Source organism: Mesorhizobium sp. CNPSo 4661 (assembly GCF_057784215.1).
On the sequence record NZ_JBWGIO010000044.1, the window covers coordinates 1 to 23,066 of the forward strand.

A 23,066-nucleotide genomic window follows, 5' to 3' on the forward strand; every position below is an offset into this window, starting at 1 on the left:
CCGTCGTGTCGACGGTGATCCGCTCCAGCGAATTCGGCTTGGCGGTCGCGCTGTCGAGCGCCGCCTCGACGCTCGCCTTCAGCATTTCTTCCAGACCCTCCGGTCCAATCCGCTTGCGCCAACGTGTCATCGTGCTGGCGTCGATCGGCGCCTCGTGCTGGAAAAACTCGAAACCGCTAAAATACTGCCAGTACGCATTCTCCACCCAGCGCTCCACCACCTCTTCGTCCGACACATCGTAGACGTGCTTGAGGTAATGCAGCGCCACCATCAATCGCGTCGGCTTGGCCGGCCTGCCGACCGGGCGGTAGAAGCGGTCGAACGCCTCATCAAACCGGGCCCACGGCATCAACCCCGACAACCGCACCAGCGCGTGCCTCATGTTGAGGATCGCATCCAGGCGCTCGCGGAAAAGATCATTCTTGTCACGTGATGGACCAGATGGAGGCAACGATAAAACACCGGGAAAGAAGCGAATCGGAGTCGATTTCCCGCATTCTCCGATACTTCAAACCTCTTGGGAATCCTTGCCCTACAAGGCTTTCAGATGTTTTTCAGCGCCGACTAACTACGCTCGTAAGGACGACGTTAAGAGCGCAGACTCGCTACCGTGCCATGCTCGCGCAAGGCGGCTCTCGCCGGTTCTCGCCGGAGGCGTACGAAAGGTGCTTCCGTGGAAAAGTGAAGTTGATCCGTCGGCACCAACCGGGTTGCTCCGCAAACGCGCGCACCTCACGCCGAGCGCATTCGGATTCGAAACGAGCGCCATGTCCAGCTGCTCTGGCGAGGCGGCTAAGGACGAACCGAAGAGCCGTCTACGCGTGCGTCGGGCGCGATAGCCAGATTGTCGACGACTTTCCGCGCATGTTCTTCGACCTCCGTCTTACGTTCGCCCTGGAGTAATTCTGTCGGAAGTGGCCTTCGGGAAAGACCTTATCGGCGTGGATCTGTCGGCGAGGCCGCGCTCATCGAGGGCCGCACAATCACGCCAACATTACGGCGAATGCAGGCTGGGAACAGCCGCCCTTCAGGACCCTGTTCGAAGACGTTGTAAATCATTTGCACGCTGTCGACGACACCTATGCGCGATAAGTGCTTGTCGGAGCCACATCATTAGTGCGGAACTCTTTGAGAATCCAGTCGTGGAACGCCCGGACTTTGCGGCTGCGCATAGCTCCCGGCTTGGTCGCGATGTGGAAACGATCACGCGAGCGTATTCTGGTCGGGTTTGGGACAATCAGTGTCCCTGTGGCGAGCTCGTCGGATACCAGAGCGCTATGGCCCATCGCAACGCCTAGCCCGCCCACAGCAGCCTGGACTACGACACTATACAACGCAAATCGAAGCCCTGGATCGTGCGGCATATTCACCCCCGTGGCCGCAAACCAATCCCTCCAATCACTCTCCATATAGATGTCATGAAGAAGTTTATGCTTGGCAAGGTTCGGTGGACTCAACGGCAATTCACTTCCTTGCACCAGCTGAGGACTGCAAACAGGGAAAAGATCTTCACCGAACAGCTCTTCCACCTCGTACCCGGGATGGTCGCCGTCCGAGTGCGTCAGATAGACATCCACGCCGTCATGTACCACGCTCGGGATTTGACCATAGTGAAACTCAATGCGGAGTTCGATCGCGGGATTCGTCTTCCGAAAGCGGTCCAATCGGGGTACGAGGCACCGTTCCATGAACATCGGCGATGTGGACACAACAAGCATAGGGCTGTGCTCCACCCTCCTGACCTCGCTAGTGGCGGCCGCAATCTGGGCGAAGATGTCGTTCATTTTCGAGGCGTATTTGGCGCCATCGTCTGAAAGGGTGATGCCATTGGCGTTGCGCCGGAAAAGTTGCACGCCAAGTCGCTGTTCGAGCAGCTTGACATAGCGGCTTACTGCACCGGGGGAAACGCATAGCTCATCGGCCGCAGCGATAAAACTCTGGTGTCGTGCCGCGACTTCGAAAGCACGCAATGCATTCAGGGGTGGTAGATCACCTCCAGGCACAAGCTCTCCTCTCATAGCGTCCGCAGCCGGGCACCCGTGCTCAAAAGCGGCTGGCCATTCCCACCTCACTCTATCTTCTCGAGCCACTTGTCGTCCATCCATTCCCTTGAGCTTTGCCCCTGCTCCTAGCACCCGCGATGATGCAGAGCGCACAGAGCTGGCTCGGCAAAATCGGACAGTGGCATAAGTGGATTTTCTGCCTGAGATTGGCGAGGATTCTCGCCGGGAATCAGGAGTTGAGATGACGAAGAGAAGCCGCCGGACGCATTCACCGGCATTCAAGGCGAAGGTGGCATTGGCCGCGGTAAAGGGGGAGAAGACGCTTTCGGAGCTGGCGCAACAGTTCGACGTTCATCCGAACCAGATCACGACCTGGAAGAACCAATTGCTCGAAGGCGCCGCGGGCGTGTTCGGGCAGGACAAGGCGGGTTCGAGCGAGGCGCCGGTCGATTTGAAGGCGTTGCACGCCAAGATCGGTGAGCTGGCGCTGGAGAACGATTTTTTGTCCGGCGCGCTCAGCAAGGCCGGCCTGCTGAGCGCAAAGCGATGATCGACCGTGACCACACTCTGCCTGTGGTGCGTCAGGCGAAGGTGCTGAAGCTGGCCTGCAGCACGGTCTACTACAAGCCTCGGCCGGTTTCGGCCGAGGACCTGGCGCTGATGCGTCGGCTCGACGAACTGCATCTCGATTACCCGTTCGCGGGAGCGCGGATGCTTCGATCGCTGCTACGGCGCGAAGGCGTTTCGGTCGGCCGCCGCCATGTGACGACGCTGATGAAGCGCATGGGGATTTCGGCGATCTATCGTCGCCCGAACACGAGCAAGCCCGCGCCGGGTCACAAGGTCTATCCGTATCTGTTGCGGGGGCTGAAGATCGAGCGACCGAACCATATCTGGGCCATGGACATCAGCTACGCTCCGATGCGACGGGGCTTCGTCTATCTGGCGGCGGTCATCGACGTCTTCAGCCGGCGCGTGCTCGCCCATCGCGTCTCGATCACGATGGAGGCGGCCTTTTGCGTCGACGCGCTCGAGGAGGCTCTGGCGAGATACGGCAGGCCACAGATCTTCAACACGGATCAGGGCAGCCAGTTCACCAGCCTCGACTTCACGGGTGTGCTGCTGGACGCGAAGATCGCCATCAGCATGGATGGCAAAGGCGCCTGGCGCGACAACGTGTTTGTTGAGCGTCTCTGGCGGACGGTCAAGTACGAGGAGGTCTATCTGCGCGCCTACGACGGCGTGTCAGAATCGCGTGCGTCGATCTCCAGATACTTGACCTTCTACAATGGAGGACGCCCACATTCGAGCCTTGACGGGCGCACGCCCGACGAGGCTTACTTCGGCGCGCACGCGATGGCGACAGCCGCATGATCGTCGCCGCGCGATTTTGCTGCAGCTCTGGTCGGGCTTCGCCCTCCCGACGCCGCAGCAAAATCGCAAAGCCCTGCGTTCAACGTAACCCGGCAGGAAACCATTCCGCAGGGCGCTGTCCAAACAAACGAAGCCAGCTCTCGCCCACGCGCGTTGGCTCATCCTAACTTCTCCCGCTAAGCCTCCGGCTTTGCCGGAGCGAATAAAGGAAGTTCTACGGCTGCGGGAATAGGGTAGCAGCGTCATAGGATCTCCCTGGGGAACCGCGAGGCCCCTCAAGGAGATCACAATGTCACAGGATCATAATCACCTGAACCACGCGACATGGGAGTGCAAGTACCATGTCGTGTTCACGCCGAAGTACCGCAAGAAAGCGCTGTTTGGGCAACTCCGCCGACAGTTGGGAAGAGTATTCCACGAGCTTACCCAGCGCAAGGAATGTCGGATCGAGGAAGGGCACCTGATGCCCGACCACGTGCACATGTTGATATCGATCCCGCCGAAATATTCGGTGGCCGAGGTGATCGGATATCTGAAAGAGAAAAGCTCGATCTGGATTGCGCAGAATGTGGAGCGCAAGCTGCGCAATTTCTTAGGTCACAAATTCTGGGCGAGGGGCTATTTCGTTTCGACTGTCGGGCGGGACGAGGAGATGATCCGCGCCTACATCAGAAATGAGGAATTGACCGACAAGCAGTTGGACCAGATGCAACTGAAGCTCGCATCCTCATAAGTCCAACTATTTGTCCCAAAATCCTTCATAAGCGCCCATGGCGGTTCCCCTTCAAACCCCCAGCTCTGCTGGGGGTTATTGGCTCATAGCGCCGGTCCCGGATGCCCCCAGCGTCAATGTCGGGCGCCACCATCCCGAAGAGACTCTCAGATCGCGCGCGCCCAGCGCTATGAACGGAGGCAATGGCTTGATTGTCTGCTCGCGACCGCTCACCGGCGAATTCCAAAGATCCCAGTCAAGAGTCGTTTCCAAGCGACAGGAGGAGAAAACGCGTGACTCATATTTCCTGAGCCAGGTCAATACTAATTTGCGTTGCGGTGTCCCATAGGTAGAGCAGAATTGCGGCGATCGGTCCCTACATCCAGATCAGTCGCTGCTTGATCACCTTAATCCCCCGGCGAGTCGATGAAACGAATTTATACTTTTGGCGGAAAGCCGGCACTTCGCAATCTGACCGTCGCGGATCTTCGTGCGGCGAAGGGCAAACGCAAGTTTAGCCAGGTGACAGCTTCCACCGCCGATGAAGCCGCGGCTGCGCGCGAGGCGGGAATAGACATCATAACGACCTCCGGTGGGCTTACTGGCGAGGTTCGGAAGGGTGCACCAGAAACATTCCTGCATACGGGGTTTTCGTTTACCGACTACCGAAGCGAAGAGTCCGCTATTGATGCGGCGTTCGAGGCCCTGGATCAAGGTGCAGACGCGATATACACCCTTCGCAGCCTGCGCATGGTGTCGATCCTAGCCGAGATGAATATTCCCGTAATGGGGCATCTTGGTCTCGTACCCCGACACAGCACATGGATAGGGGGGCTGCGCGCCGTCGGGAGCACCGCGGACGAAGCCTTCAAGCTTTTCGAAGACTTTAAGCGGCTGGAGGACGCAGGTGCTTTCGCCGTCGAGGTCGAAGTCGTGCCACAGGAGGTGCTCGCGGAAATAAGTCCCCGCACCAGCCTCGTCACGTTTTCGATTGGCGCCGGCAGTGCCGGAGACGTACAGTTTCTGTTCATGGAGGATGTCTGCGGAGAGAGCGCCAGGCCACCCAGGCATGCAAAGGTCTACGGAAATCTTCGCGCCATGCGCGAGCAAATTTCCCTCGAGCGTATGCGCGCGTTGAAGGCGTTTCGCGAAGATGTCGAACGCCGAAACTATCCTGGCGAGGGCCATGTGGTGCGCATGGACCCGGTGGAACTAGAGAAATTCAAAAACAAGCTGGAAGTATCGGGCTGACCGAAGATGCACGATATCGCTGGTCGCATCCGGCTTCATAGTCCTGCGGAATTACTCCGGAAAGGCAACGGTCATGGATTGTAATTCTTCCAACTTAACTATCGACGAGGCTCCAATGAGCGAGGAATGGAATTGGCATCCCAATTTGCCGATTCCGAATTCACCGGTGTTTGAATGGCCTCTGCGGCCCGTCGCAATAATCAGGTGGTTTGCGAAGTCTTGGCTCGAACTGTCGATGACGCTGGTCACCTTGGGCACCGCCGTTCTCACCGCCAACTACCTTCAACCTGCTTTTGAGCGATGCGCCACATTCGAGATCGGATGGATCGCGCAGATCTATCTGCGCAACTTTGCGCTGATCACGATCGTCGCCGGCGGACTGCACCTTTATCTTCACACCTACAAGCTGCAGGGAAAGAAGCGCAAATTTATCGCGCAGGAATTTGCCAAAAATAAGAAGATATTCACGTTGCGTAACCAGGTGTGGGACAACATGTTCTGGTCGCTTGCGAGCGGTGTTACGACCTGGACCGCCTACGAGGTTCTGTATTTCTGGGCGTTCAGTAATAGCCACATACCACTGCTGAACTTTTCCCAAAACCCGATTGTAGGGGTAGCTCTTTTTCTGCTTACCCCGTTCTGGCTTTCATTCCACTTCTATTGGGTCCATCGCTTTCTGCATTGGGGGCCGCTTTATCGGCGTGTCCATTCGGTCCATCACCGCAATATCGCGACCGGGCCGTGGTCGGGGTTCTCCATGCACCCGATTGAGCATGTCCTATACCTGTCCTCGTGTCTCATTCACGTGGTAGTACCGTCAAGCCCAATCCTAATGCTGTTCCACATGCATCAACAGGTATTGAATCCGCTCGCCTCGCATTCGGGCTTCGAAGAGCTTCTGGCTCACGACAAAAAGCAGCTAGCGTTGGGAAGTTTTTATCATCAACTCCATCATCGCTTTTTCGAGTGCAATTATGGTTCAGCAGACGTTCCGTGGGACAAGTGGTTTGGCTCATTCCATAACGGTACAGCTGAGGCCACCGAACAAATGCGAAAACGGCTCAGTGGCAAGTGAGCATTTAAGATATGAGTATTTGGTCACGCGCGTTCGGCGGTGCTCGAAAGACCGCTCCCGTTCCCACAACGCTCAACGTTTGGGTTGCTGCTGTGCGCGATGAGGCACTCAATGTACGCTCGTTCGTGCTTAGCCCAGCGAGTGGATCGATGTTGCCCCCCTTCGGTCCTGGTTCTCATGTGGAAGTTTACATGAAACCAGGTCTGTCGCGGACTTATTCCATATTCAGCGATCCCCAAGACGCCGCCAATTACAGAATTGCGGTGAAGCTCGAGGTATCCTCTCGCGGTGGATCTCGGTTTATGCATGAAATGGTATCGGCAGGCGACCAGCTGGAAATAAGCCGGCCGCGCAATAACTTCCCCCTGTACGAAGCCGCGGCGCATACCATTCTCATAGCAGGAGGAATCGGAATCACACCAATCTTGTCGATGGCCGACCGCCTCGCACGGATAGGGAGAAGTTTTGAGCTCCATTTCTTTGCCCGGTCGCCCGAAGAGGCGCCGTTTCGCCACGAACTGTCCCAAGCAAGCTATTCCGATCAGATACATTTTCATTTCGGATTGGAGCGCGCCGCCATAAAGGACCGCTTTGTCCAGTTGCTTGCCGTTCCGCGAGCTGAGGGCCATCTCTATCTATGCGGACCGGATGGGTTTATGACCTTGGCCCAGGCGGCAGCACTGGCGAGTTGGCAGGCGGCGGCTGTCCATATAGAGCGTTTCTCGACCGATCCGGCGGCATCGGTCGGTCCACAAACGACCTTCGAGGTTCGCCTGGCCCGCTCGGGGAAAAGCTTCTTTGTACCCGCCGACTTGAGTATTCTCGAAGTGCTTGAGAAGCAGGGAGTCAATATACCTTCTTCATGCCGTCAGGGTGTTTGCGGTTCCTGCGCGACGGGTGTCCTCCAGGGCGAACCGGACCATCGCGACGTGTTTTTCTCACCTAGAGAGAAGGCGGCCAACAACCAGATGTGCCCCTGCGTCTCTCGGGCCAAGACAGGCATTCTAGTTCTTGACGCCTAGGAGTGCTGTAATATCCGCGGATGCTGTTCACCTTAGATGCCAACATAGGCTGGCTAAATTTGCCACGTGTTATGCGGTTGTCGTCATCACTCGCAGCGCGAGAATGTAAGTCCCGGGCACCGAATCCGCGAATGCTTCATGATGCACCTTTCTTTGATCGCCTGGTCCGTTGCAGCCGGCGTTGAGGTTGATCGATCTGGTCGCTGGAAAGGCTGATCTGCCAAGGCTGGCCTTTCGTGCTTTGCCGACCGTGGACAAGACCCTAGGCGAGGTAGTCGAAGATGGTCTGAGCCGTCACGCCGATTGCAGCGGCTGCGCCCTGTACAGAGTAGGTTCCATCAGGCCAGCGCGGCGGATTGGCTGCGACGCCGTTGATCTTGGCTGTCGGGATTCCCCAACGGTGGCGTAAGAGCCTATTCTCATAGCTGAACAGCTTGCCTCGCGCCGAGCGGATGCCCTCGTCATCCAATATTTTCGCGATTTGCCTGTCCATATCGCCCGCAGCATTGAGTTGCGTGAGGCGTCTCTGATTGGCCATGAACTCCTCCCAGTTAATATAACCACGTGTGCGTCTTTGATGCAAACCTCCCATCGCCACCGTGCAAGCCGGCTGCTCAGCTACGAACCGAAGCACGTGATCGCGGCGCAACTTTTTGCGGAACAGGGTGGCTCCCGACGCATCCGCGCCGTGCGCCTGAAACACGTTCTTCGCCCGGTCCAATCCGATTGTGTTAACTTCCAACATGGACGCCTCCGTTCAAGTGATGATCAACGACACCACTTTGGCACAGCGATGCCGTGAGGGGGCGTCCACCCCACCAACCTGCTCGCCCACAAGGCGCCGGCGTGCGCGACGGTAGTGTGCTGAGAGTTCTGCAAATTCGCTGAGAGGGGGGCGGTCATGGCAGGCTCACATGGGGAAGCGCCGGTCAAGTGGGATTAGCTTGTCGTATCGATGCCCTTTCAAATTATGGGATCCAGGTTGAGCCCGACTTGCATGACTCTGCTCGTTAACCGAGCAGATCAACCTCACATTCGGTCGCCGCTCTTTCACGGCTGCACCAATATCCCGCTTACGGCGGCTGGGCTCAGGCGACGAGACCATTCTGAGTGAGCGGCGTTTTAGGCCAGCCTGCCATGCGGTTCGTCCACCTGCATCCGTCAGGACTGATCAGGCCCTGGGAATGAGACAGCTGGTTATGCGGCTTTCATCAAGGCGCCCTCGATGATGACGCCGGATGTCGCATATTTCCAGAGAGCAATCAGGAGCTTTCGCGCGAGCGCGGCGATCGTAGTCTTCTTCAAGCGACCTCCGTTACGTCTCAGCCTGGATTGGAACCAGAGTGTAAGGTTCGACCCCGGCTGGTGGCGTATCCAAAGCCAAGCGAGCTGGACCATGGTGGTTCGCAACCGTGGATTGCCAGCTTTGGACACACCTTGTTCGCGGTCGACTTGGCCACTTTGCCACGGCGTTGGCGCTAGGCCTGCGTAGGCGGCCACCTGCCTGCGATTGTCAAAATGTCGAAAGAGGCCTTCATGACAGAGGACAGCAGTAAACTCCGGGCCAATGTCTTTGGCCCGTTCTTCCGCATGCAGAAGTTTGTCACGCTCGATCTCTATCTCTTTAACCTGCGCGAGCAATAGCTCGAGGCGGTCGAGCTCGCGGCCGATCTGGGCTTTAAGATGAGGCGGCAGCGATCTGCCATCTCCGGTTACGAGTTCCTCAAGTCGATCCCTGCGATCTCGGTTGAGCGGTTCGTAATCCGTGATCCCCTGTGCGAAGAGCAGCCCCTTTATTCGGTTGACGTGGCATACCCGTTCGGTCGTCAGTACTTGCGTTCGCGACAGATACGCCTCCCCGCAATGAGCCACCAGGTCCATTTCCATGCTGCCGGGAAGCGGCTCATTCCAGTCAGCAAAGGTGCGCATTTTGATACGCCGCCGCGGCTCCGGCACAACTCTCGGCTTTTTCGTCCGGCCCGTGCGTCTCGGCATCTGGAGCAAGCGGTCGATCGTAGCGGCGCTCATCGACAGGATTTTGTGGCGGATCTCCTCCTCGAGCTTCAAATGTCCATTGCGTTCCAACGCAGGCAGGAGAATGGGCAGCAATGCCTTCAGGCGCTTGCCGCAAACTCGATCTGACGCCTCCCACAGCACGATCAAGGCTCCTCGAGCGGCCTCATCATAGATCGAAGGCCGTTGACGAGTCTGCCGATGCTTTGGCTTCGACGCGCCGTTCAAAACACGGATTGCGGATTTCTCGTGATACCCTGTCGCCGCGATGAATTCCTCTAAGATCCTGCTCTTGTCCTTATTCGCTGCGGTCGCATAGCGATCCCGGACTGCATTGGCGAGTTCCATGCGCATGGAATGCGTCATCTTCATCTTCATGATCCCTCCCTCATGGCGAAGGCATCATGCCGGAATGCGACTTCACGGGTAACATTTTAGGTGAGGCAACGAAGCCGCTCGGTAACAATCTCCGTGAGGCAATGCGACAGCTGCCTGCGCCTGGTCAGGGCGCCGGCCGTCGAGACCAACGAAAACTGGATGGAGGCCAATCGCTACATCAACATGGACGACCTGCGCGAGCACAAGAAGCTCGCTCTGCGCCAAGCCGCATGACCTCTACCATGGCCGCCCCTTTTTGCAGAACTTGACGCACACAACCTGCGCGACGCGATTGAGGCCGCAGGCGCGAGCCTGCTCTACCTGCCACACACCCTACAGTCCCGACTTCAATCCGATTGAGAGTAAGCGCGTAGGTCACCCCACGTGGCGGGCGGGATTCTGAAGGCTCATTTTCTGCATGAGTCATGCGGAGAATCCTCACATGGGAACATCTGTGTCAAGTTAGTTAAAACATGTCGTCATCCTCAAAGTATCGGTTCCAGGTTCCAAGCCCGACTGTGCGACACGGCTCGTTTTGCCGAGCCTCATCCACCTCACATAGGTCGCCGTTTATTTCGGCTGCACCAACATACCGCTTCCGGCGGGCAGGGCTCAGGTCGACAAAACCATTCTATGAGACGGCATTCGCCAAAGATTCTCTCGGTCGTCGGCCTGGAACCACCAGGGTTCATGATGCCTTGGTGGTATCTTAAAGGGGAGAGTGAAAGCGCTATGCGGCCTTTATCACCGCGCCGTCGATGATGACCCCAGAGCTTACATATTTCCAAAGCGCGACCAACAGCTTGCGCGCCAGCGCGACGATGGTCGTCTTCTTCATGCGACCACCATTATGTTCAACACGCCCCCTGAACCATTGCGCCAATGCCGAATCCGGCTGATGCCTCAACCACAGCCAGGATAGCTGGATTAAAGTCGTGCGCAGTCTCAGATTGCCAGCTTTCGACACGCCCTGTTCGCGGTTAATCGAGCCGCTTTGCCAAGGCGTCGGAGCCAATCCTGCATAGGCCGCGACCTGGCGGCGGTTGTCGAAGGGCCGGAACAGACCTTCCGACCATAGGATGTTCGCAAACTCCGCACCGACGCCTTTGATCCCAAGCAAGATCGCGACCGGCGATGGTTTGGTCTTGTCTGCGCTTTGCTCCGCGATAAGCGCGTCACGCTCGTCCTCGACCAACTTCATTTGCTCCATGACCAGTTCCAACCGGTCCAGCTCACGGGCAATCTGGGCTTTCATATGTTGTGCTAACATATGACCGTCACCTGTTTGCAGTTCGTTGAGGCGCTGGCGTCGATCTTTCTGAAGGGGCTCGTAATCGCTGATACCCTGCGAGAAAAGAAGCCCCTTTATCCGATTGACGTGCCCGACACGTTCCACCATCAGCGCTTTTCGCTCCCGGCCGATCCGCCGCCGGTCTTCCTCTTCATGGGAAATGGCCCGCACCATCGCACAGACGCGCGGTTCCTTCCTCTTGAAGGCCAGCAGAACACGCAGCAGCGCCTCGCCATCGACACGATCCGTCTTCACGCGCCGCCGGCGGCGAGGCGTAGCGATTGAAGCCGCATCAACGATGTGACTTTCGATGCCTTCTTTCTCGAGCGATCGGTGGACCCAAAAACCATCGAGACCAGCTTCCTGGATCGTAATGATCGGATACTTCTGCCCGGTTCTGGCTCGGCTTCTTGCCTGCAGCTTCGAGAACAACTCAATTAGACCGACAATATTGCCAGCTTCCACCGAGTGCTTCGACATCTTCTCGCCATTCCCCGGTGACAGCGACGTGATGAGCCATGTCGAACGCGAAAGTTCCAAAGACAGAAATATTGCGGCAAGATTGGTTTGGACGGCGGTCGTCGGGATATCGGTCTTAAGCATCGCAGTCTCCTCAGATTAGGTGGTTGGTAGGGCGACCACTCATTCTGCAAAAACGGCGGCCGTGATCCAGCCCATGGGATCTATGAGCGACAGTGTGAATCATTATCGAACATTCGCGGTTCTGACGGCGGAGCCTTTGAAGTCTCGGCGCAAGCCGCGTCATTGGTCAGACGAGGACAAGGCGCGGCTTGTTGCGGAGGCGTTGGCGCCGGGGAGCAATGTTTCGGCGATTGCCCGCTCTCACGGACTGGACCCTTCACAGGTCTATGCGTGGCGTCGCAAGGCGCTGGCGTCTGGAGCGGTTTTCGCCGCTGACAGGTTAAGCCGGTCAGGTTCACGCGCTTTGAAGCGGTAGGCAGTGAGCTGGTGGAAATCGTCGTCGGCGACGTGGTGGTGCGCGTCGGCGGCGATGTTGATCCCGATCGTCTGGTCAAGATCATGCGCGCGGTGCGCAAGGCATGATCGCGTCCGGAGTTGTCGTTTACGTGTCGTGCCAGCCGGTCGACTTCCGCAAGGGAGCTGCATCGTTGATGGCTCTGGTGAGGGACTGTGGCCTCGACCCGTTCTCAGGAGCGCTTCACGTGTTCCGCTCGAAGCGAGCGGACCGGGTCCGCATCGTGTGGTGGGATGGCAGCGGGGTCTGCCTTTACTCGAAAACCCTGGAAGAGCACAGCTTCGGCTGGCCGGCGATGTCGGCGGCGCGGATGCGTCTGGACCATTCGCAATTGATGGCGGTTCTGGCTGGCCTGGACTGGAAAAAGATCCGGCCGGCCAAGGGTAGGCGGCCGTTGTCGCTGGGTTGAAGCGTGGCTGCGGCAAGATGAATCATGGTGTTGTAATTGTTGGGAAAGCGGCTGTTTTTGTGCTCTCCTTCCCGCTTGGTTTTGCCTGCTCCCGATCTGCCGGACGACGTCGATACGCTGAAGGCGATGATCCTGGCGATGGCCAGCGAGCGGGCTGCAAACGAAGCCCAGCTTGCAGCAGCGACGGCGGAGGTTGCGCGGCTGACGGCGCTCGAGAGAAGCGCGCCAACGAGCGGATCGCCAACCTCACGTCGATCGTGAAGGTGCTGGAGCGCGCGCAATACGGCAAGCGTTCCGAACGGCTGCGCCTGTCAATTAACGACGAGCAGGCTTGCTTTGCCTTCGAAGAGGTCGAGACTGGCCTTTCCGCGATCCAGAGCGAACTCGATCACGCGGTCAAGGACAAGCCGAAGCGTGCCCGCGTCCGCGCAAGGGAGGCTTTGCCGCGCATCGCGAACGCATCGAGGAAGTCCTCGAGCCGGAAATCCCGGCCGATTGCGAGGGGCTGGAAAAGGTTCTGATCGGCGAGGATCGATCCGAACGGCTGGACGTCGTGCCGCCGAAGTTCCGGGTCATCGTGACGCGCCGTCCCAAATATGCCTTTAGGGATCGTGACGGTGTGGTCCAGGCGCTGGCGCCGGCACACATCGTCGAAAGCGGCCTCCCGACAGAGCGGCTGCTTGCCTATATCGCCGTGTCGAAATACGCCGACGGCCTTCCGCTTTACCGACAGGAGGCGATCTATCTGCGCGATGGCGTCGAGGTCAGCCGATCATCGATGGCGCAGTGGATGGGGCATCTGGGCTTCGAGCTGCAGATGCTGGCTGATTATATCCTTGAGCGCATCAAGGAGGGCGAAAGGATCTTCGCTGACGAAACGACCTTGCCTACCCTTGTCCCAGGCGCCGGCAAGACCATGAAAGCCTGGTTATGGGCCTATGCGCGCGATTATGCGCACCCGATGATTATGCGCAGCTCATCGGGACAGGAGCGTGTAACCATCGGTTTCCCGAACGATTTCCAACTGGTGAACTGCGCATAATTTTTAAAGGCTCAACAGGAACTGCATGAGCTGGTCCGGCGGTCGATACCGGCTTTGACTGGCCGTCATGGGCTGCAGCGGTTGAGCGTACGCTCCTTCATGGCGAGATCCGCCTGGAGGTACATGTGCGTCGTGGCGGGGCTCTCATGACCCAGCCATAGGGCAATGACGCTGATGTCGACGCCGGACTGCAGAAGATGCATTGCCGTGGTATGGCGGATGGTGTGAGGCGAAATCGAGCGACGCGCGAGTTGCGGGTAACGTTCCGCGGCGGCCGAGACCGCAAGTTCAAGGCGCTGGGTGACGTTCGAACGCGCCATGCATCCGCCGCCTCTGTTCGGAAACAGGAAGTTCTCCTCACCCCCATAATCCAACCGGCGCTTCCAGTTGCGGATCAGGTTGGCGGTCGTACGCCAGAGCGGCACGCTGCGGTCTTTGCGCCCCTTTCCATGCAGGTGCGCGACCGCCGAGCCATCGACGGCGACCTCGCCGACGCGCAGGCCGATGGCTTCAGACACGCGGGCGCCGATGTTGTACATCAGACTGAACAGTGCGCGATGCTCACCTGCCCATGTCCGCGCATCCGGCGCCTCAAGGATCGCCTGCATCTCCTCGCGCGACAAAAATCCGAGGACCGGCCGGTCGAACCGTTTCATGGGAATGGCCAGCACCTGTTCGATGACGGGGAGCGCGGTCAGATCGTAGTGGGCGGCATACTTAAGGAAAGAGCGAAGTGCCGCCAGGCGAGGCGTTGCGAGTACGGGCGCCGTTGCTCCGCTCCTTCTCCAAGTGGTCGAGGAACCTTAGGATCAACTGCGCATCGAGGTCGGCCAGGGTCAGCCGGGTGGGCGCCTTTCCAGTCGTCGCCTCGGCGAAGTCAAGCAACATCGGAAGGTATCGCGGTAGGCGGCGATGGTGCGCGAACTGACGGCTCGCTGATTGCCCAGATGCTCGACGAAAAAGCGTTGCAGCAGGATGGGGAAGGACGATGCCAGCTTGGGGTCAGTCATGATGCCCCCCTACAACCGTAGAGGCGAACAGCTCGAACCGTTTGCCAGCGACCGCCATGAGTTCCGGACGCCGGTCAAATACCAATAAGTATCGGAGATCTTGGCGTGGCCGACATAGGTCGAGAGCGCCGCCATGGCGTTGTCGATATCGGCGCCATGCTCGTGCCAGAGCTGGATACGGCGGCAAATGAAGGTGTGGCGCAGGTCGTGAATACGCACCTCGCCATGGCCGCCCCGCACGGTCCAACCAAGGTTGGTGCGAAGCTTCTGGAAAACCTTATTGATCCTCCGCTTCGCGATGAATCCGCCCGCCGGAGACAGGAACAGCGGTGAGTCCTCGGTGAGTGCACCATGACGTGCCCGAACCGCCAGATAGCGGCGTAGCTTGGCTACGACGGTGGCGTGTATGGGCACATGCCTGGACTTGCGGAACTTCGTGTTCCGAACCGTAAGGAACGCTCCATCGAGATTGACATCACTGCAGCGCATGTGAAGTGCTTCTGACCGGCGCAGACCCGTAGCGGCGATCAGCCCAAAGATTGTCGCGTAGGTTGCCGGCCGCAACCCGCCCTCAGGGGCGAGGCGCGAAGCGGCGGTCACAAGGTCGCAGATCTCCTGCTCCGAATAGATGTGCGGTGCGAGGCGGCGATGTGAACGACCAAAGGTCGCGGTTTGTGGGAACTCGGTGCCGGGATCGAGCCGAGCAAGATGCCTCGCGAACGGGCGAAGGGCCTCGAGGCGCCGGGCCCATGAGAAAGGACTGGCCCGTTTGGCTCGGCCTTGTACCCAGTTCAGGACGATATCGTTGGTGAGCGGGCCACTATGACCGCGCTCGTCGGCAAACAAGGCGAAGGCGGTGATTTGATGGCCCTCCATCCTGAGGGCGAAGCCAAGGGAGCGGCGTTCGGACAAATAGTCCTTTGCCAGCGAGAGCATGGTACGCGCGCCGGTCATTGCGCGCTCCCCGGCCAGGGTAGCGCCACGGCTGCAAGATTGGTCAGATCGACCTTTGCGTAAATGGCGGACGTGTCGAGGCTTCGATGCCGCAGGATGTCCGCAATCTCCTTCATCGGCGCGCAGGCGCGCAGAAGTCGGCTTGCCGTGCTATGGCGGAGAATGTGGACACCGGTCCGCGTCCATCCACATCGTCGGTAGCCGGCCAGCACTGCGCGTTTGACGCTCTTCGTCGTGATCGGCTCGTCGTAGGGGGCAACATGGCGAACAAATATGGCCCGGTTCGACGTCGCGGGCCGCTCCTCGTGCAGATAGGCTGCGATCGCCGCTCCCGTCTCGGACGGTAGCGGCAGAGCATCCGCGCGTCGGCTCTTGGTGCCGACAAGCTTGATCGTGCCATCGGCCCAGTTGATGTCGTCAAGCTGCAGCTTGATGACTTCGCTGGATCGCAGACCGAGATTGATCAGACACTGCACCATCGCATAAGCCCGCAGGCGCGACGGGAACGCCTGATCAAAGGAACTCAGCAGTTCGTCGATCTCGGCGCCGGTCAGCACCTCAGGCAATGATGCCAACCGCCAGTGGGCGACCCGGGGAATCGCGGCCTTCAGTTCGCTCACCCGGTCGCCGGACATGCTGCGGAAGCGGAGATAGCAGCCAATGATAACGCCGATCGCGGCGACGGTGGTGGGTCTTCGCCCCTGTTTGCCAAGGCCGAAGCGTCGGATGGATGCGGCGTTCTGTCGCCAGGGCGATCGGCTGCTCGCCGAAATGCTCGACGAGAAGTCTTCCAACCACTCGGCAACGCTTCCGACGGGTGTTGTCCGCTAATCCCCAGACGTCGCGCATGTGGGTATCGAAGCGCGTCAGCTCCTGTTCGATGGCGGAATTGCGGGCAGGATACTGCAGCACCACGCCGCCGGCTTCGAGTACCTCCAAAAGATGGCCCAGTGCCGCCTGCAACTCATGGCGCAAACGACGGACCGGGTCGGAGCAGGCGCACGCCGGCAGGTGCTCCGAGAGAAAGCGCATAACGGCGCCCTGGCCGATCGCTTCCAGGTCATACCCCAACTGAGTCAGCCAATAGGCGAAATGCGCGATGCAGCACAAATAGGCGCGCTGCGTGTTCGGCGCATATCGCCTTCGCTGCAAGTGCTCACCGTACTGCGAAACGTGGGGCTGAAGAATACTGCCCTCCAGCCAAGCGCGGGGCCGTGGCTGAAGGATGATCGCTTTTTGCATGTTGATCTCCTTCCGAGTTGTTGGACTCGGAAGGATTATGCGCAGCGCCCAGTTTGAATGCCGGCTACCATCTCACTGATCTGCCGAAGAAAACTGGAAAAATGTCCCGGTGAGCTGCGCATAATCATCGGGTGCGCATAATCGCGCTTGGACTAACCCGCTCCGCGTCGCGGAGCGGCAAGAAAGCGATGCACCGCCAGGCGCGGTCTTGCGTCGTCGGTAGCGTCGGTCATGCATGCCAAAGGAGCTCCAACTGCGCGAGCATGGGGTGGCTGCTTGCAGCCCATTCCATCGGACAAAGGAGCTCGTCATGACTCAACTTCGCCAGCGCATGAGCGAGGACATGCAGGTGCGCAACCTCGCGCTCAACACCCAGCTCTCGTATCTGCAGCAGGTATCGCTGTTCGCTCGCTATTTCGGCAAGTCGCCGGACCTGCTCGGGCGCGAGGACATTCGGACTTACCAGGTCTATCTGACCAACGAGAAGAAGCTCGCGCCCGGTTCGATCCACACCGCCATCGCGGCGCTGCGCTTTCTCTACAGCGTGACGCTCGAGAGGGACTGGGCGCCGGAAGAGGTTCTGCCGCTTCCCAAGAAGCCGCAAAAGCTGCCGATCGTCCTCGGTCCCGAGGAAGTTCAACAATTCCTCGGCTGTGTCGTCGACATCAAACATCACGCCATCCTGACCACGTGCTATGCCGCCGGCTTGCGCATCTCGGAGGCGATTCAGCTGAAGCCCACGGACATCGACAGCCAGAGAATGGTCGTCCGTGTCGAGCAGGGTAAAGGCCAGAAGGACCGCTACGTGATGCTGTCACCCAAGCTCCTGGAGATCCTGCGCAGCTACTGGAAGGTGCGCCGGCCAGTGGCCTGGCTCTTCCCCGGCGACCGCGCTGGCGAGCCGATCACCAGGGATGCGGTGCGACATGCGTGTGCGAAAGCGCACGACCTCTCCGGCTTGTCCAAGCCGGTCACGCCGCACAGCCTACGGCACGCCTTTGCCGTCCATTTGTTGGAGGCAGGCGCCGACGTGCGCACCATTCAACTGCTGCTCGGTCACAGGAGCCTCGCGACCACCGCCCATTACCTGCGGATTGCCACCAACAAGGTCTGCGCCACGTCGAGTACCTTCGAGCTCTTGCCGCGTCCGGCGCCCACCTTGCCGCCGCCCGCCAAGCCGCAATACTTCTAAAGCGGCGCGCCGATGGCCCGCTGGGGGCCGGAAGTGGCGGACATCTTCCGCCGCTATGGCGACGCCTACCGCGCTCAGCATGATGCGTCGCTGTCGACAGCCCAGCGTCGCGTCATGACGGCGATCGAACTGTGCCGGACCGCCGCGCTCGGCGGGCACGTCGAAGCATGCGATCAATGCGGCCACCGGCGCATCGCCTTCAACAAGTTGCCGCGACAGGCCTTGTCCCCGCTGCCAATCGCTGGCCCGCGCGCAATGGCTGGAGGACCGTCGCGCCGAGGTTCTCGACACGCAGTACTTCCACGTCGTCTTCACGCTGCCGGAACCCATTGCCGCCATCGCCTATCAGAACAAGGCGCTCGCCTACGGCCTTCTCTTCCGCGCGACCGCCGAGACGCTGCGCACCATCGCCGCCGATTCCAGACATCTGGGCGCCGAGATCGGCTTCTTCGCGGTGCTGCACACGTGGGGCCAGAATCTGCTGCACCACCCGCACCTGCACTGCGTCGTCCCGGGTGGCGGGTTCTCGCCGGACGGCACGCGATGGATCGCCTGCAGGCCCGGCTTTTTCCTGCCGGTCCGCGTGCTCTCACGCCTGTTCCGGCGGCTGTTTCTGGAGCACATGGAGAAAGCCTTCGCGGCCGGCGAACTGCAGTTCTTCTCCGACTTGCAGGACCTGAGCGCGCCTAACGCCTTCCGGCGCTATCTGGCGCCGCTTCGAAAGGCCGAGTGGGTGACTTACGCCAAGCCGCCCTTCGCCGGGCCCGAACAGGTCCTCGATTATGTCGGCCGCTACACGCACCGCGTCGCCATCTCCAACAACCGCCTCGTCGACATCGAGGATGGCGCCGTTCGTTTCCGCTGGAAGGACTACCGGCATGGTGATCGGCAGAAGGTCATGACCGTCTCGGCCGACGAGTTCATCCGCCGCTTCCTGCTTCACGTCCTGCCCGAGGGCTTCCATCGCATCCGCTATTACGGCTTTCTCGGCAATCGCCATCGCGCGCAAAAGCTCGCCCGCTGCCGCAACCTGCTCGGCATGCCGGCTCCCGGGCCGTCGGTCGACCCGATCGGAAGGGACTATCGCGACCGCTACGAGGACCTTACGGGCCACTCCCTGCGGCAATGCCCGTCCTGTCACCAAGGGCAGATGATCGTCATCGAAGTCTTCGACGGCGTCACCGGACCACCGCCATACCGGGATACGTCATGAAGGTAGCGCTCGGCTTTCTTCGTCATCTATCGCCCGGACCGTTCGGCCGGAAACCGAGCCGGTCCCGCGAAGGTGCGCGCCGTCACCTCCTGGTCGCCTCTCGGCAGGGCGTGGCGTCGGTCCTCACTTGGCCGGAACCGATATATCCGTGTCGCTTTCAACCCATACGACCTGCAATCGCCGCGTCCGGGCTGCGTCTGCGGCCCACGCGATGCCTGTCCGCGGGTGCGGCCTCAATTAAATGCCCATAGCGACCACCCGTGCCGGCGGCTTAGTCCAACACGTTTTTAGCTCACCGTCGCGATCCGCCACAGCGCTCTCGCCACCCGCCTTTCTGCGCGACGCCAAGCTAAAAACGCTCTGCTTTATGTAGAAATCTACATAAGCGCGATGATCGACCATACGGTGGAACCAGTCCGCCCATGGTTGCCTATCGTTTCGAGGACAGCAGGGGTGCGGATTGCGTCGCGCGCCATCTCGCCGGATTCAACGGCATTCTGCAGGTGGATGGCTACTCGGCCTATACCAATCTGGCCAAGACGCGGGCCAAATCCGGCAGCAACGAAACGGTCAGACTGGCGGGCTGCTGGGCCCATCTGCGTCGCAAGCTTTACGACCTGCATATCAGCAAGGTCTCGCAGGTCGCGACGGATTCGCTCACCGCCATGACCGAGCTGTGGAAGATCGAGGATGAGGTCCGCGGCAAGAATGCCGATAGCCGCGCTGCGCTGCGCCAGGAAAAATCTACGGGCATCGTCGCGAGCCTGTTCGAGCTGTGGGAAACGGAACTGCGCAAGGTCTCCGGAAAATCCAAAATCGCCGAGGCGATCCGCTACGCGCTCACCCGGCGCGAGGCGCTGGAGCGCTTTCTCACGGACGGTCGCATCGAAATCGACTCCAACATCGTCGAGCGCGCCATCAGGCCCCAGACAATTACTCGTAAAAACAGCCTATTTGCCAGCAGCGAGGGCGGTGGACGAACTTGGGCGACCCTGGCCACCCTTCGCAAACGGCAAAAATGAACAACGTCGATCCGCTCGCCTGGCTCTCCCAGACCTTGACCCGCATCGCTCAACGCCGGTCCGCAGCCGAAATCGACATGCTCATGCCCTGGAACTTCAAGCCAGACGCCAACAGCTAACCGCTTACCCCCCTCCTGACGACTCAGGATCAATGATACGACTGCACACGTAGCATGACCCAAACCACCCCGGCGCTCCTCGATGCTTTTTTCCTGAGCCGTCAGCGCTCGCGGCGAGTCATGAGTCGTGCCCAACCTGGGTCCGTCAGCCGAAGCGAGATTGAGATGAAAAGCGCCCTTGACCCTTGACCGACGCCTACCCGTGTGACCCTGCCATGACCGCCCTCTCTCAGTGAATTTGCGGAACTCTCAGAACACTACGTGAGGGCTACCATTGTTCCTATTCGCCAACGGTCGGAAAAGGTGTAATCGACCAATTGATCAGGTCGACGGCATGTTGGAGTATCGCCTCGGTCTCAGCAAAGCTGGGTGAAGCGGCGATGACATATCCGATCCAGTCTCGAGAATCGCCTTTCCTGATAATGGGCGTCTTGGGTTCAACATACACTTTGACCTCGGCGACACCTGGTACATCAGCCGCCCGACTGTCACCACTGAGCCAATCGAGGGTTCCATTGCGATCAGGAACTAGGATCCGCGCGGCCGCAGTCTGCGAATGCTTTTTGCATAAATCCCATTCGTCGCCAATGACAAGCTTGATATGCTCCGTGATGAGATCGACACCATAAGCCAGCTGAATCAGTTGAGGTACGGGAGCGCCACTAAGACGCGAATTGACTTCAATGACCACTGGGCCACGCTCCGTCAACCGGAATTCAATGTTCGTTGGCCCCCAGCCAAGCCCGAGAACTCGCGAACAATTCAGTGAAACATCGGAAAAGCGCTTGTGCTCCTCATCAGGCAGCATGGCCGGAAAGGTGAATTGTCGATAGACGAAATGGGGAAGCGGGCCGAAATCAGCGGCCCCAATTCCAATAACTTTATCTCCCATTGTTTGAGCAGTATAGTGGGGGCCCTGTGCGAATTCTTCGATAAGTATCCTCGCTGGAGACCGCCATTTGTGCGTTCCGCTGAGCAGATAGCTCACATGTTCGGCTAGCTCATCGACGTCGCGGCACAATCGGACTCCGCTGCTGCCGTTACCAGCCGCGGGCTTTAGAACCACCGGCAATCCGATCTCTGCAGCAGAGCTTTCTACCTCCTTAGCAGTAGTTGCCAAGCGGTAAGCTGGCACCGGAACTCCGGCCTGTGCGAGGAGTTGTCGTTGAGCGAATTTGTCGCAACATCGTTCAATGGATTCGGGGTTCGGTCCCGGTAGATCAAAATGCCGGCAGAGCTTACAAACTGTCGCATAAACGGCCTCTCTAGCACCCGTAATGCCAGCGATGTCACAGGTCGCACGCAGCCTGGAACATTCGTGGATCAGCGCATCGAGATTGTCTGTATCAACACGGATCGCCTCAACGCTTTCCCCCGCAAGATAGTCATACTGAGTTGGATCAGCCGACAACATAATTGGATGAAAGCCAAGGCACTTGGCCGCTTGGCAGTAGAGAAGATCGGTACCCGTCGTATTTCCTTCAACTAGGATTAGTGCTCTTCTTACCATTGACTTTTACTCTGACGTTGCGACATGAGCGCAAGATGGCATCAGTTTTTCATTCGTCCCTGACCTCAGACTTTGCGGTGAGAGCGTACCATCGTCAGCGGTTTGCGGTCGTGAAGGTTTTGTAAATTTGTTTGGACGATCACCTCACATTCGATTATCCGCGATGGTCGATAAATTTCGGAGAATTGATGTTAACGGACGCCTGTTTCAGTCAGTGATCATGCTTCGCGTTCGTTCCTACTTTAGAGCCCTTCTGATTGGGGTCTTTGAGGTCAAGGTGCGCACTCAGGCAGAGTGAGGTTGCTAAAGCGCACTCTTGGAGGGCAATCATGCTTGTTGCAGCCGACCGACCCGCAGCACCCGTCGCTATCCGCACCGATCTTGGCGCGATATTCGTTTCAATGGAATTGAGTAAGTCGACGTGGCTGATCACGTCACTGTCGCCGGGCGGCGGCGAATAGATATCGAAGCACACGTTACGCGGCGGCGATATCGCGGGGCTGTTGGCACGCTTTACCGCAGCGCTTCAGGAAAGGGCGCAGGCGCGGACCAGAAAGTCCTTCCCATTGATCGTCATCCAAGAGGCCGGTCTCGACGGCTTCTGGATTGACCGCGTGCTGCGTAAGGAAGGTATCGAAAGCCATATCGTCGACCCCGCCTCGGTCATGGTCTTGCGCCGACAACGCCGCGCAAAAACCGACCGGATCGATGGTGAGACGCTGGTGCGTACATTACTGGCGGACAAGCGAGCGGAACCGCGTGTCTGCTCAATGGTCAAGGTGCCGACCCCTGAGGAGGAGGACCGTCGCCGTATCTGTCGCGAGCGCAAGGTGCTGACCGCCGAGCGGGTACTCCATGTCAATCGCCTCAAGGGATTGCTCTTCAGCCAGGGAATCGCCGACTACAAACCACTGCGCCGCGACCGACGACAGCGGCTTGAGGAGCTCAAGACTGGTGATGGCCGCCCCCTGCCTGACCATCTGAAGGCCCAGATCGCCGCGAACTCGATCGGCTTGAGTTGCTGCTCGACCAGATCAAGGCGGTGGAGGCCGAGCGTGATGCGCTTCTCACCGAGGAAAGGGCGAGCAGCCGATCGACGCCAGCACGATGACACGTTGGCGCAAGCGGATTGGACCGGAGGGTCTGGAAGAAATGCTGAAGGCGAGCGTCGAGGCGGCGCTCGACAGCGCGACCGCCAAGCCGAATTCGCTGGAGCGGATCACCGTCGACACGACGG

The 23,066-nt window shown here is 59.2% G+C and carries 17 protein-coding genes and 8 pseudogenes; 14 read left to right on the forward strand and 11 right to left on the reverse strand.

The window, feature by feature from the left end; all coding sequences use genetic code 11:
* Together AC0YKC_RS32895 and gcvA are read right to left on the reverse strand one after the other, a co-directional pair.
* The coding region (locus tag AC0YKC_RS32895; protein WP_488514102.1) for a transposase at positions 1-451 on the reverse strand (451 nt) is incomplete at its 3' end.
* A 628-nt stretch (positions 452-1,079) separates the two neighbouring features.
* Positions 1,080-2,003 carry a transcriptional regulator GcvA gene (gene gcvA, locus AC0YKC_RS32900; protein WP_488514103.1) on the reverse strand — a complete coding sequence of 308 codons (924 nt, stop codon included), beginning with the start codon at positions 2,001-2,003 and terminating at the stop codon, positions 1,080-1,082.
* A 241-nt stretch (positions 2,004-2,244) separates the two neighbouring features.
* On the opposite strand from gcvA, the gene AC0YKC_RS32905 reads away from it, so the two are divergent.
* The 5 genes from AC0YKC_RS32905 to AC0YKC_RS32925 all read left to right on the forward strand — a co-directional run bounded on the left by AC0YKC_RS32905 (position 2,245) and on the right by AC0YKC_RS32925 (position 7,437).
* Positions 2,245-3,377, forward strand: a protein-coding gene (locus AC0YKC_RS32905) for an IS3 family transposase (RefSeq protein ID WP_488514104.1) whose coding sequence is annotated in 2 segments (ribosomal slippage) — positions 2,245-2,500 and positions 2,500-3,377 — 1,134 coding nt in all. Because the reading frame shifts where the segments join, the coding sequence is not laid out codon by codon here.
* Between the two features lie 289 nt (positions 3,378-3,666).
* Complete coding sequence (gene tnpA / locus AC0YKC_RS32910) at positions 3,667-4,110, forward strand: IS200/IS605 family transposase (protein ID WP_488514105.1); 444 nt, start codon at positions 3,667-3,669, stop codon at positions 4,108-4,110.
* A 405-nt stretch (positions 4,111-4,515) separates the two neighbouring features.
* Entirely contained in the window at positions 4,516-5,340 is an 825-nt protein-coding gene (locus AC0YKC_RS32915) for a 3-methyl-2-oxobutanoate hydroxymethyltransferase (RefSeq protein WP_488514106.1), read from the forward strand.
* A 115-nt stretch (positions 5,341-5,455) separates the two neighbouring features.
* Positions 5,456-6,415 carry a sterol desaturase family protein gene (locus tag AC0YKC_RS32920; protein ID WP_488514107.1) on the forward strand — a complete coding sequence of 320 codons (960 nt, stop codon included), beginning with the start codon at positions 5,456-5,458 and terminating at the stop codon, positions 6,413-6,415.
* Positions 6,416-6,606: 191 nt separating this feature from the next.
* Positions 6,607-7,437, forward strand: a complete 831-nt coding sequence (locus AC0YKC_RS32925) for a PDR/VanB family oxidoreductase (RefSeq protein WP_488514108.1) — start codon at positions 6,607-6,609, stop codon at positions 7,435-7,437.
* 577 nt (positions 7,438-8,014) lie between these two features.
* Here AC0YKC_RS32925 and AC0YKC_RS32930 read toward each other — a convergent pair.
* Together AC0YKC_RS32930 and AC0YKC_RS32935 are read right to left on the reverse strand one after the other, a co-directional pair.
* A pseudogene (locus AC0YKC_RS32930) lies at positions 8,015-8,182 on the reverse strand (IS110 family transposase); the annotation flags it as partial.
* A 452-nt stretch (positions 8,183-8,634) separates the two neighbouring features.
* A pseudogene (locus tag AC0YKC_RS32935) lies at positions 8,635-9,293 on the reverse strand (transposase); the annotation flags it as partial.
* A gap of 640 nt (positions 9,294-9,933) precedes the next feature.
* On the opposite strand from AC0YKC_RS32935, the pseudogene AC0YKC_RS32940 reads away from it, so the two are divergent.
* Positions 9,934-10,062 (forward strand): annotated as a pseudogene (locus AC0YKC_RS32940) (IS256 family transposase); the annotation flags it as partial.
* 496 nt (positions 10,063-10,558) lie between these two features.
* On the opposite strand, the gene AC0YKC_RS32945 reads toward AC0YKC_RS32940, so the two are convergent.
* Entirely contained in the window at positions 10,559-11,722 is a 1,164-nt protein-coding gene (locus tag AC0YKC_RS32945; RefSeq protein ID WP_488514109.1) for an IS110 family RNA-guided transposase, read from the reverse strand.
* An 82-nt stretch (positions 11,723-11,804) separates the two neighbouring features.
* Between AC0YKC_RS32945 and AC0YKC_RS32950 the strand changes: the two genes are divergently transcribed.
* The 3 genes and pseudogenes from AC0YKC_RS32950 to AC0YKC_RS32960 all read left to right on the forward strand — a co-directional run.
* Positions 11,805-12,077 (forward strand): transposase, encoded by a 273-nt coding sequence (locus AC0YKC_RS32950; RefSeq protein ID WP_488514110.1) that lies wholly within the window; start codon positions 11,805-11,807, stop codon positions 12,075-12,077.
* Between the two features lie 103 nt (positions 12,078-12,180).
* Entirely contained in the window at positions 12,181-12,525 is a 345-nt protein-coding gene (gene tnpB, locus AC0YKC_RS32955; protein ID WP_488514111.1) for an IS66 family insertion sequence element accessory protein TnpB, read from the forward strand.
* A gap of 75 nt (positions 12,526-12,600) precedes the next feature.
* Positions 12,601-13,474 (forward strand): annotated as a pseudogene (locus tag AC0YKC_RS32960) (IS66 family transposase); the annotation flags it as partial.
* Positions 13,475-13,632: 158 nt separating this feature from the next.
* Here AC0YKC_RS32960 and AC0YKC_RS32965 read toward each other — a convergent pair.
* The 5 genes from AC0YKC_RS32965 to AC0YKC_RS32985 form a co-directional block, all read right to left on the reverse strand.
* On the reverse strand, positions 13,633-14,223 hold the full coding sequence (locus tag AC0YKC_RS32965; RefSeq protein WP_488514112.1) for a tyrosine-type recombinase/integrase: 591 nt from the start codon (positions 14,221-14,223) through the stop codon (positions 13,633-13,635).
* Between the two features lie 180 nt (positions 14,224-14,403).
* Positions 14,404-14,577 (reverse strand): hypothetical protein, encoded by a 174-nt coding sequence (locus tag AC0YKC_RS32970; RefSeq protein WP_488514113.1) that lies wholly within the window; start codon positions 14,575-14,577, stop codon positions 14,404-14,406.
* Between the two features lie 9 nt (positions 14,578-14,586).
* Complete coding sequence (locus AC0YKC_RS32975) at positions 14,587-15,531, reverse strand: tyrosine-type recombinase/integrase (RefSeq protein WP_488514114.1); 945 nt, start codon at positions 15,529-15,531, stop codon at positions 14,587-14,589.
* The gene (locus tag AC0YKC_RS32980; protein ID WP_488514115.1) at positions 15,528-16,151 is read right to left on the reverse strand and encodes a tyrosine-type recombinase/integrase; all 624 of its coding nucleotides are present in this window, start codon (positions 16,149-16,151) and stop codon (positions 15,528-15,530) included. Before AC0YKC_RS32980 ends, AC0YKC_RS32975 begins: the two co-directional genes overlap by 4 nt.
* On the reverse strand, positions 16,090-16,773 hold the full coding sequence (locus AC0YKC_RS32985) for a hypothetical protein (protein ID WP_488514116.1): 684 nt from the start codon (positions 16,771-16,773) through the stop codon (positions 16,090-16,092). The genes AC0YKC_RS32980 and AC0YKC_RS32985 overlap by 62 nt, the downstream gene beginning before the upstream one ends.
* 310 nt (positions 16,774-17,083) lie before the next feature.
* On the opposite strand from AC0YKC_RS32985, the gene AC0YKC_RS32990 reads away from it, so the two are divergent.
* The 3 genes and pseudogenes from AC0YKC_RS32990 to tnpC all read left to right on the forward strand — a co-directional run.
* Entirely contained in the window at positions 17,084-17,965 is an 882-nt protein-coding gene (locus AC0YKC_RS32990; protein WP_488514117.1) for a tyrosine-type recombinase/integrase, read from the forward strand.
* Positions 17,966-17,977: 12 nt separating this feature from the next.
* Positions 17,978-19,178 (forward strand): annotated as a pseudogene (locus AC0YKC_RS32995) (IS91 family transposase).
* A gap of 380 nt (positions 19,179-19,558) precedes the next feature.
* A pseudogene (gene tnpC, locus AC0YKC_RS33000) lies at positions 19,559-20,319 on the forward strand (IS66 family transposase); the annotation flags it as partial.
* 280 nt (positions 20,320-20,599) lie between these two features.
* Here tnpC and AC0YKC_RS33005 read toward each other — a convergent pair.
* A complete protein-coding gene (locus AC0YKC_RS33005; protein ID WP_488514118.1) occupies positions 20,600-21,829 on the reverse strand; it encodes an ATP-grasp domain-containing protein in 1,230 nt (409 codons plus the stop codon).
* 329 nt (positions 21,830-22,158) lie between these two features.
* Between AC0YKC_RS33005 and AC0YKC_RS33010 the strand changes: the two are divergent.
* Together AC0YKC_RS33010 and AC0YKC_RS33015 are read left to right on the forward strand one after the other, a co-directional pair.
* Positions 22,159-22,907, forward strand: a pseudogene (locus AC0YKC_RS33010) (transposase); the annotation flags it as partial.
* A gap of 5 nt (positions 22,908-22,912) precedes the next feature.
* A pseudogene (locus AC0YKC_RS33015) lies at positions 22,913-23,066 on the forward strand (IS5/IS1182 family transposase); the annotation flags it as partial.

Coding starts and splice junctions, on each gene's coding strand:
- AC0YKC_RS32970 (WP_488514113.1), bottom strand. CDS start 14,577: ATGACTGACCCCAAGCTGGCATCGTCCTTCCCCATCCTGCTGCAACGC.
- AC0YKC_RS32985 (WP_488514116.1), bottom strand. CDS start 16,773: ATGCAAAAAGCGATCATCCTTCAGCCACGGCCCCGCGCTTGGCTGGAG.
- AC0YKC_RS33005 (WP_488514118.1), bottom strand. CDS start 21,829: ATGGTAAGAAGAGCACTAATCCTAGTTGAAGGAAATACGACGGGTACC.
- AC0YKC_RS32975 (WP_488514114.1), bottom strand. CDS start 15,531: ATGACCGGCGCGCGTACCATGCTCTCGCTGGCAAAGGACTATTTGTCC.
- AC0YKC_RS32990 (WP_488514117.1), top strand. CDS start 17,084: ATGACTCAACTTCGCCAGCGCATGAGCGAGGACATGCAGGTGCGCAAC.
- AC0YKC_RS32925 (WP_488514108.1), top strand. CDS start 6,607: ATGAAACCAGGTCTGTCGCGGACTTATTCCATATTCAGCGATCCCCAA.
- AC0YKC_RS32950 (WP_488514110.1), top strand. CDS start 11,805: ATGAGCGACAGTGTGAATCATTATCGAACATTCGCGGTTCTGACGGCG.
- AC0YKC_RS32965 (WP_488514112.1), bottom strand. CDS start 14,223: ATGAAACGGTTCGACCGGCCGGTCCTCGGATTTTTGTCGCGCGAGGAG.
- tnpB (WP_488514111.1), top strand. CDS start 12,181: ATGATCGCGTCCGGAGTTGTCGTTTACGTGTCGTGCCAGCCGGTCGAC.
- AC0YKC_RS32945 (WP_488514109.1), bottom strand. CDS start 11,722: ATGCTTAAGACCGATATCCCGACGACCGCCGTCCAAACCAATCTTGCC.
- AC0YKC_RS32920 (WP_488514107.1), top strand. CDS start 5,456: ATGAGCGAGGAATGGAATTGGCATCCCAATTTGCCGATTCCGAATTCA.
- tnpA (WP_488514105.1), top strand. CDS start 3,667: ATGTCACAGGATCATAATCACCTGAACCACGCGACATGGGAGTGCAAG.
- AC0YKC_RS32915 (WP_488514106.1), top strand. CDS start 4,516: ATGAAACGAATTTATACTTTTGGCGGAAAGCCGGCACTTCGCAATCTG.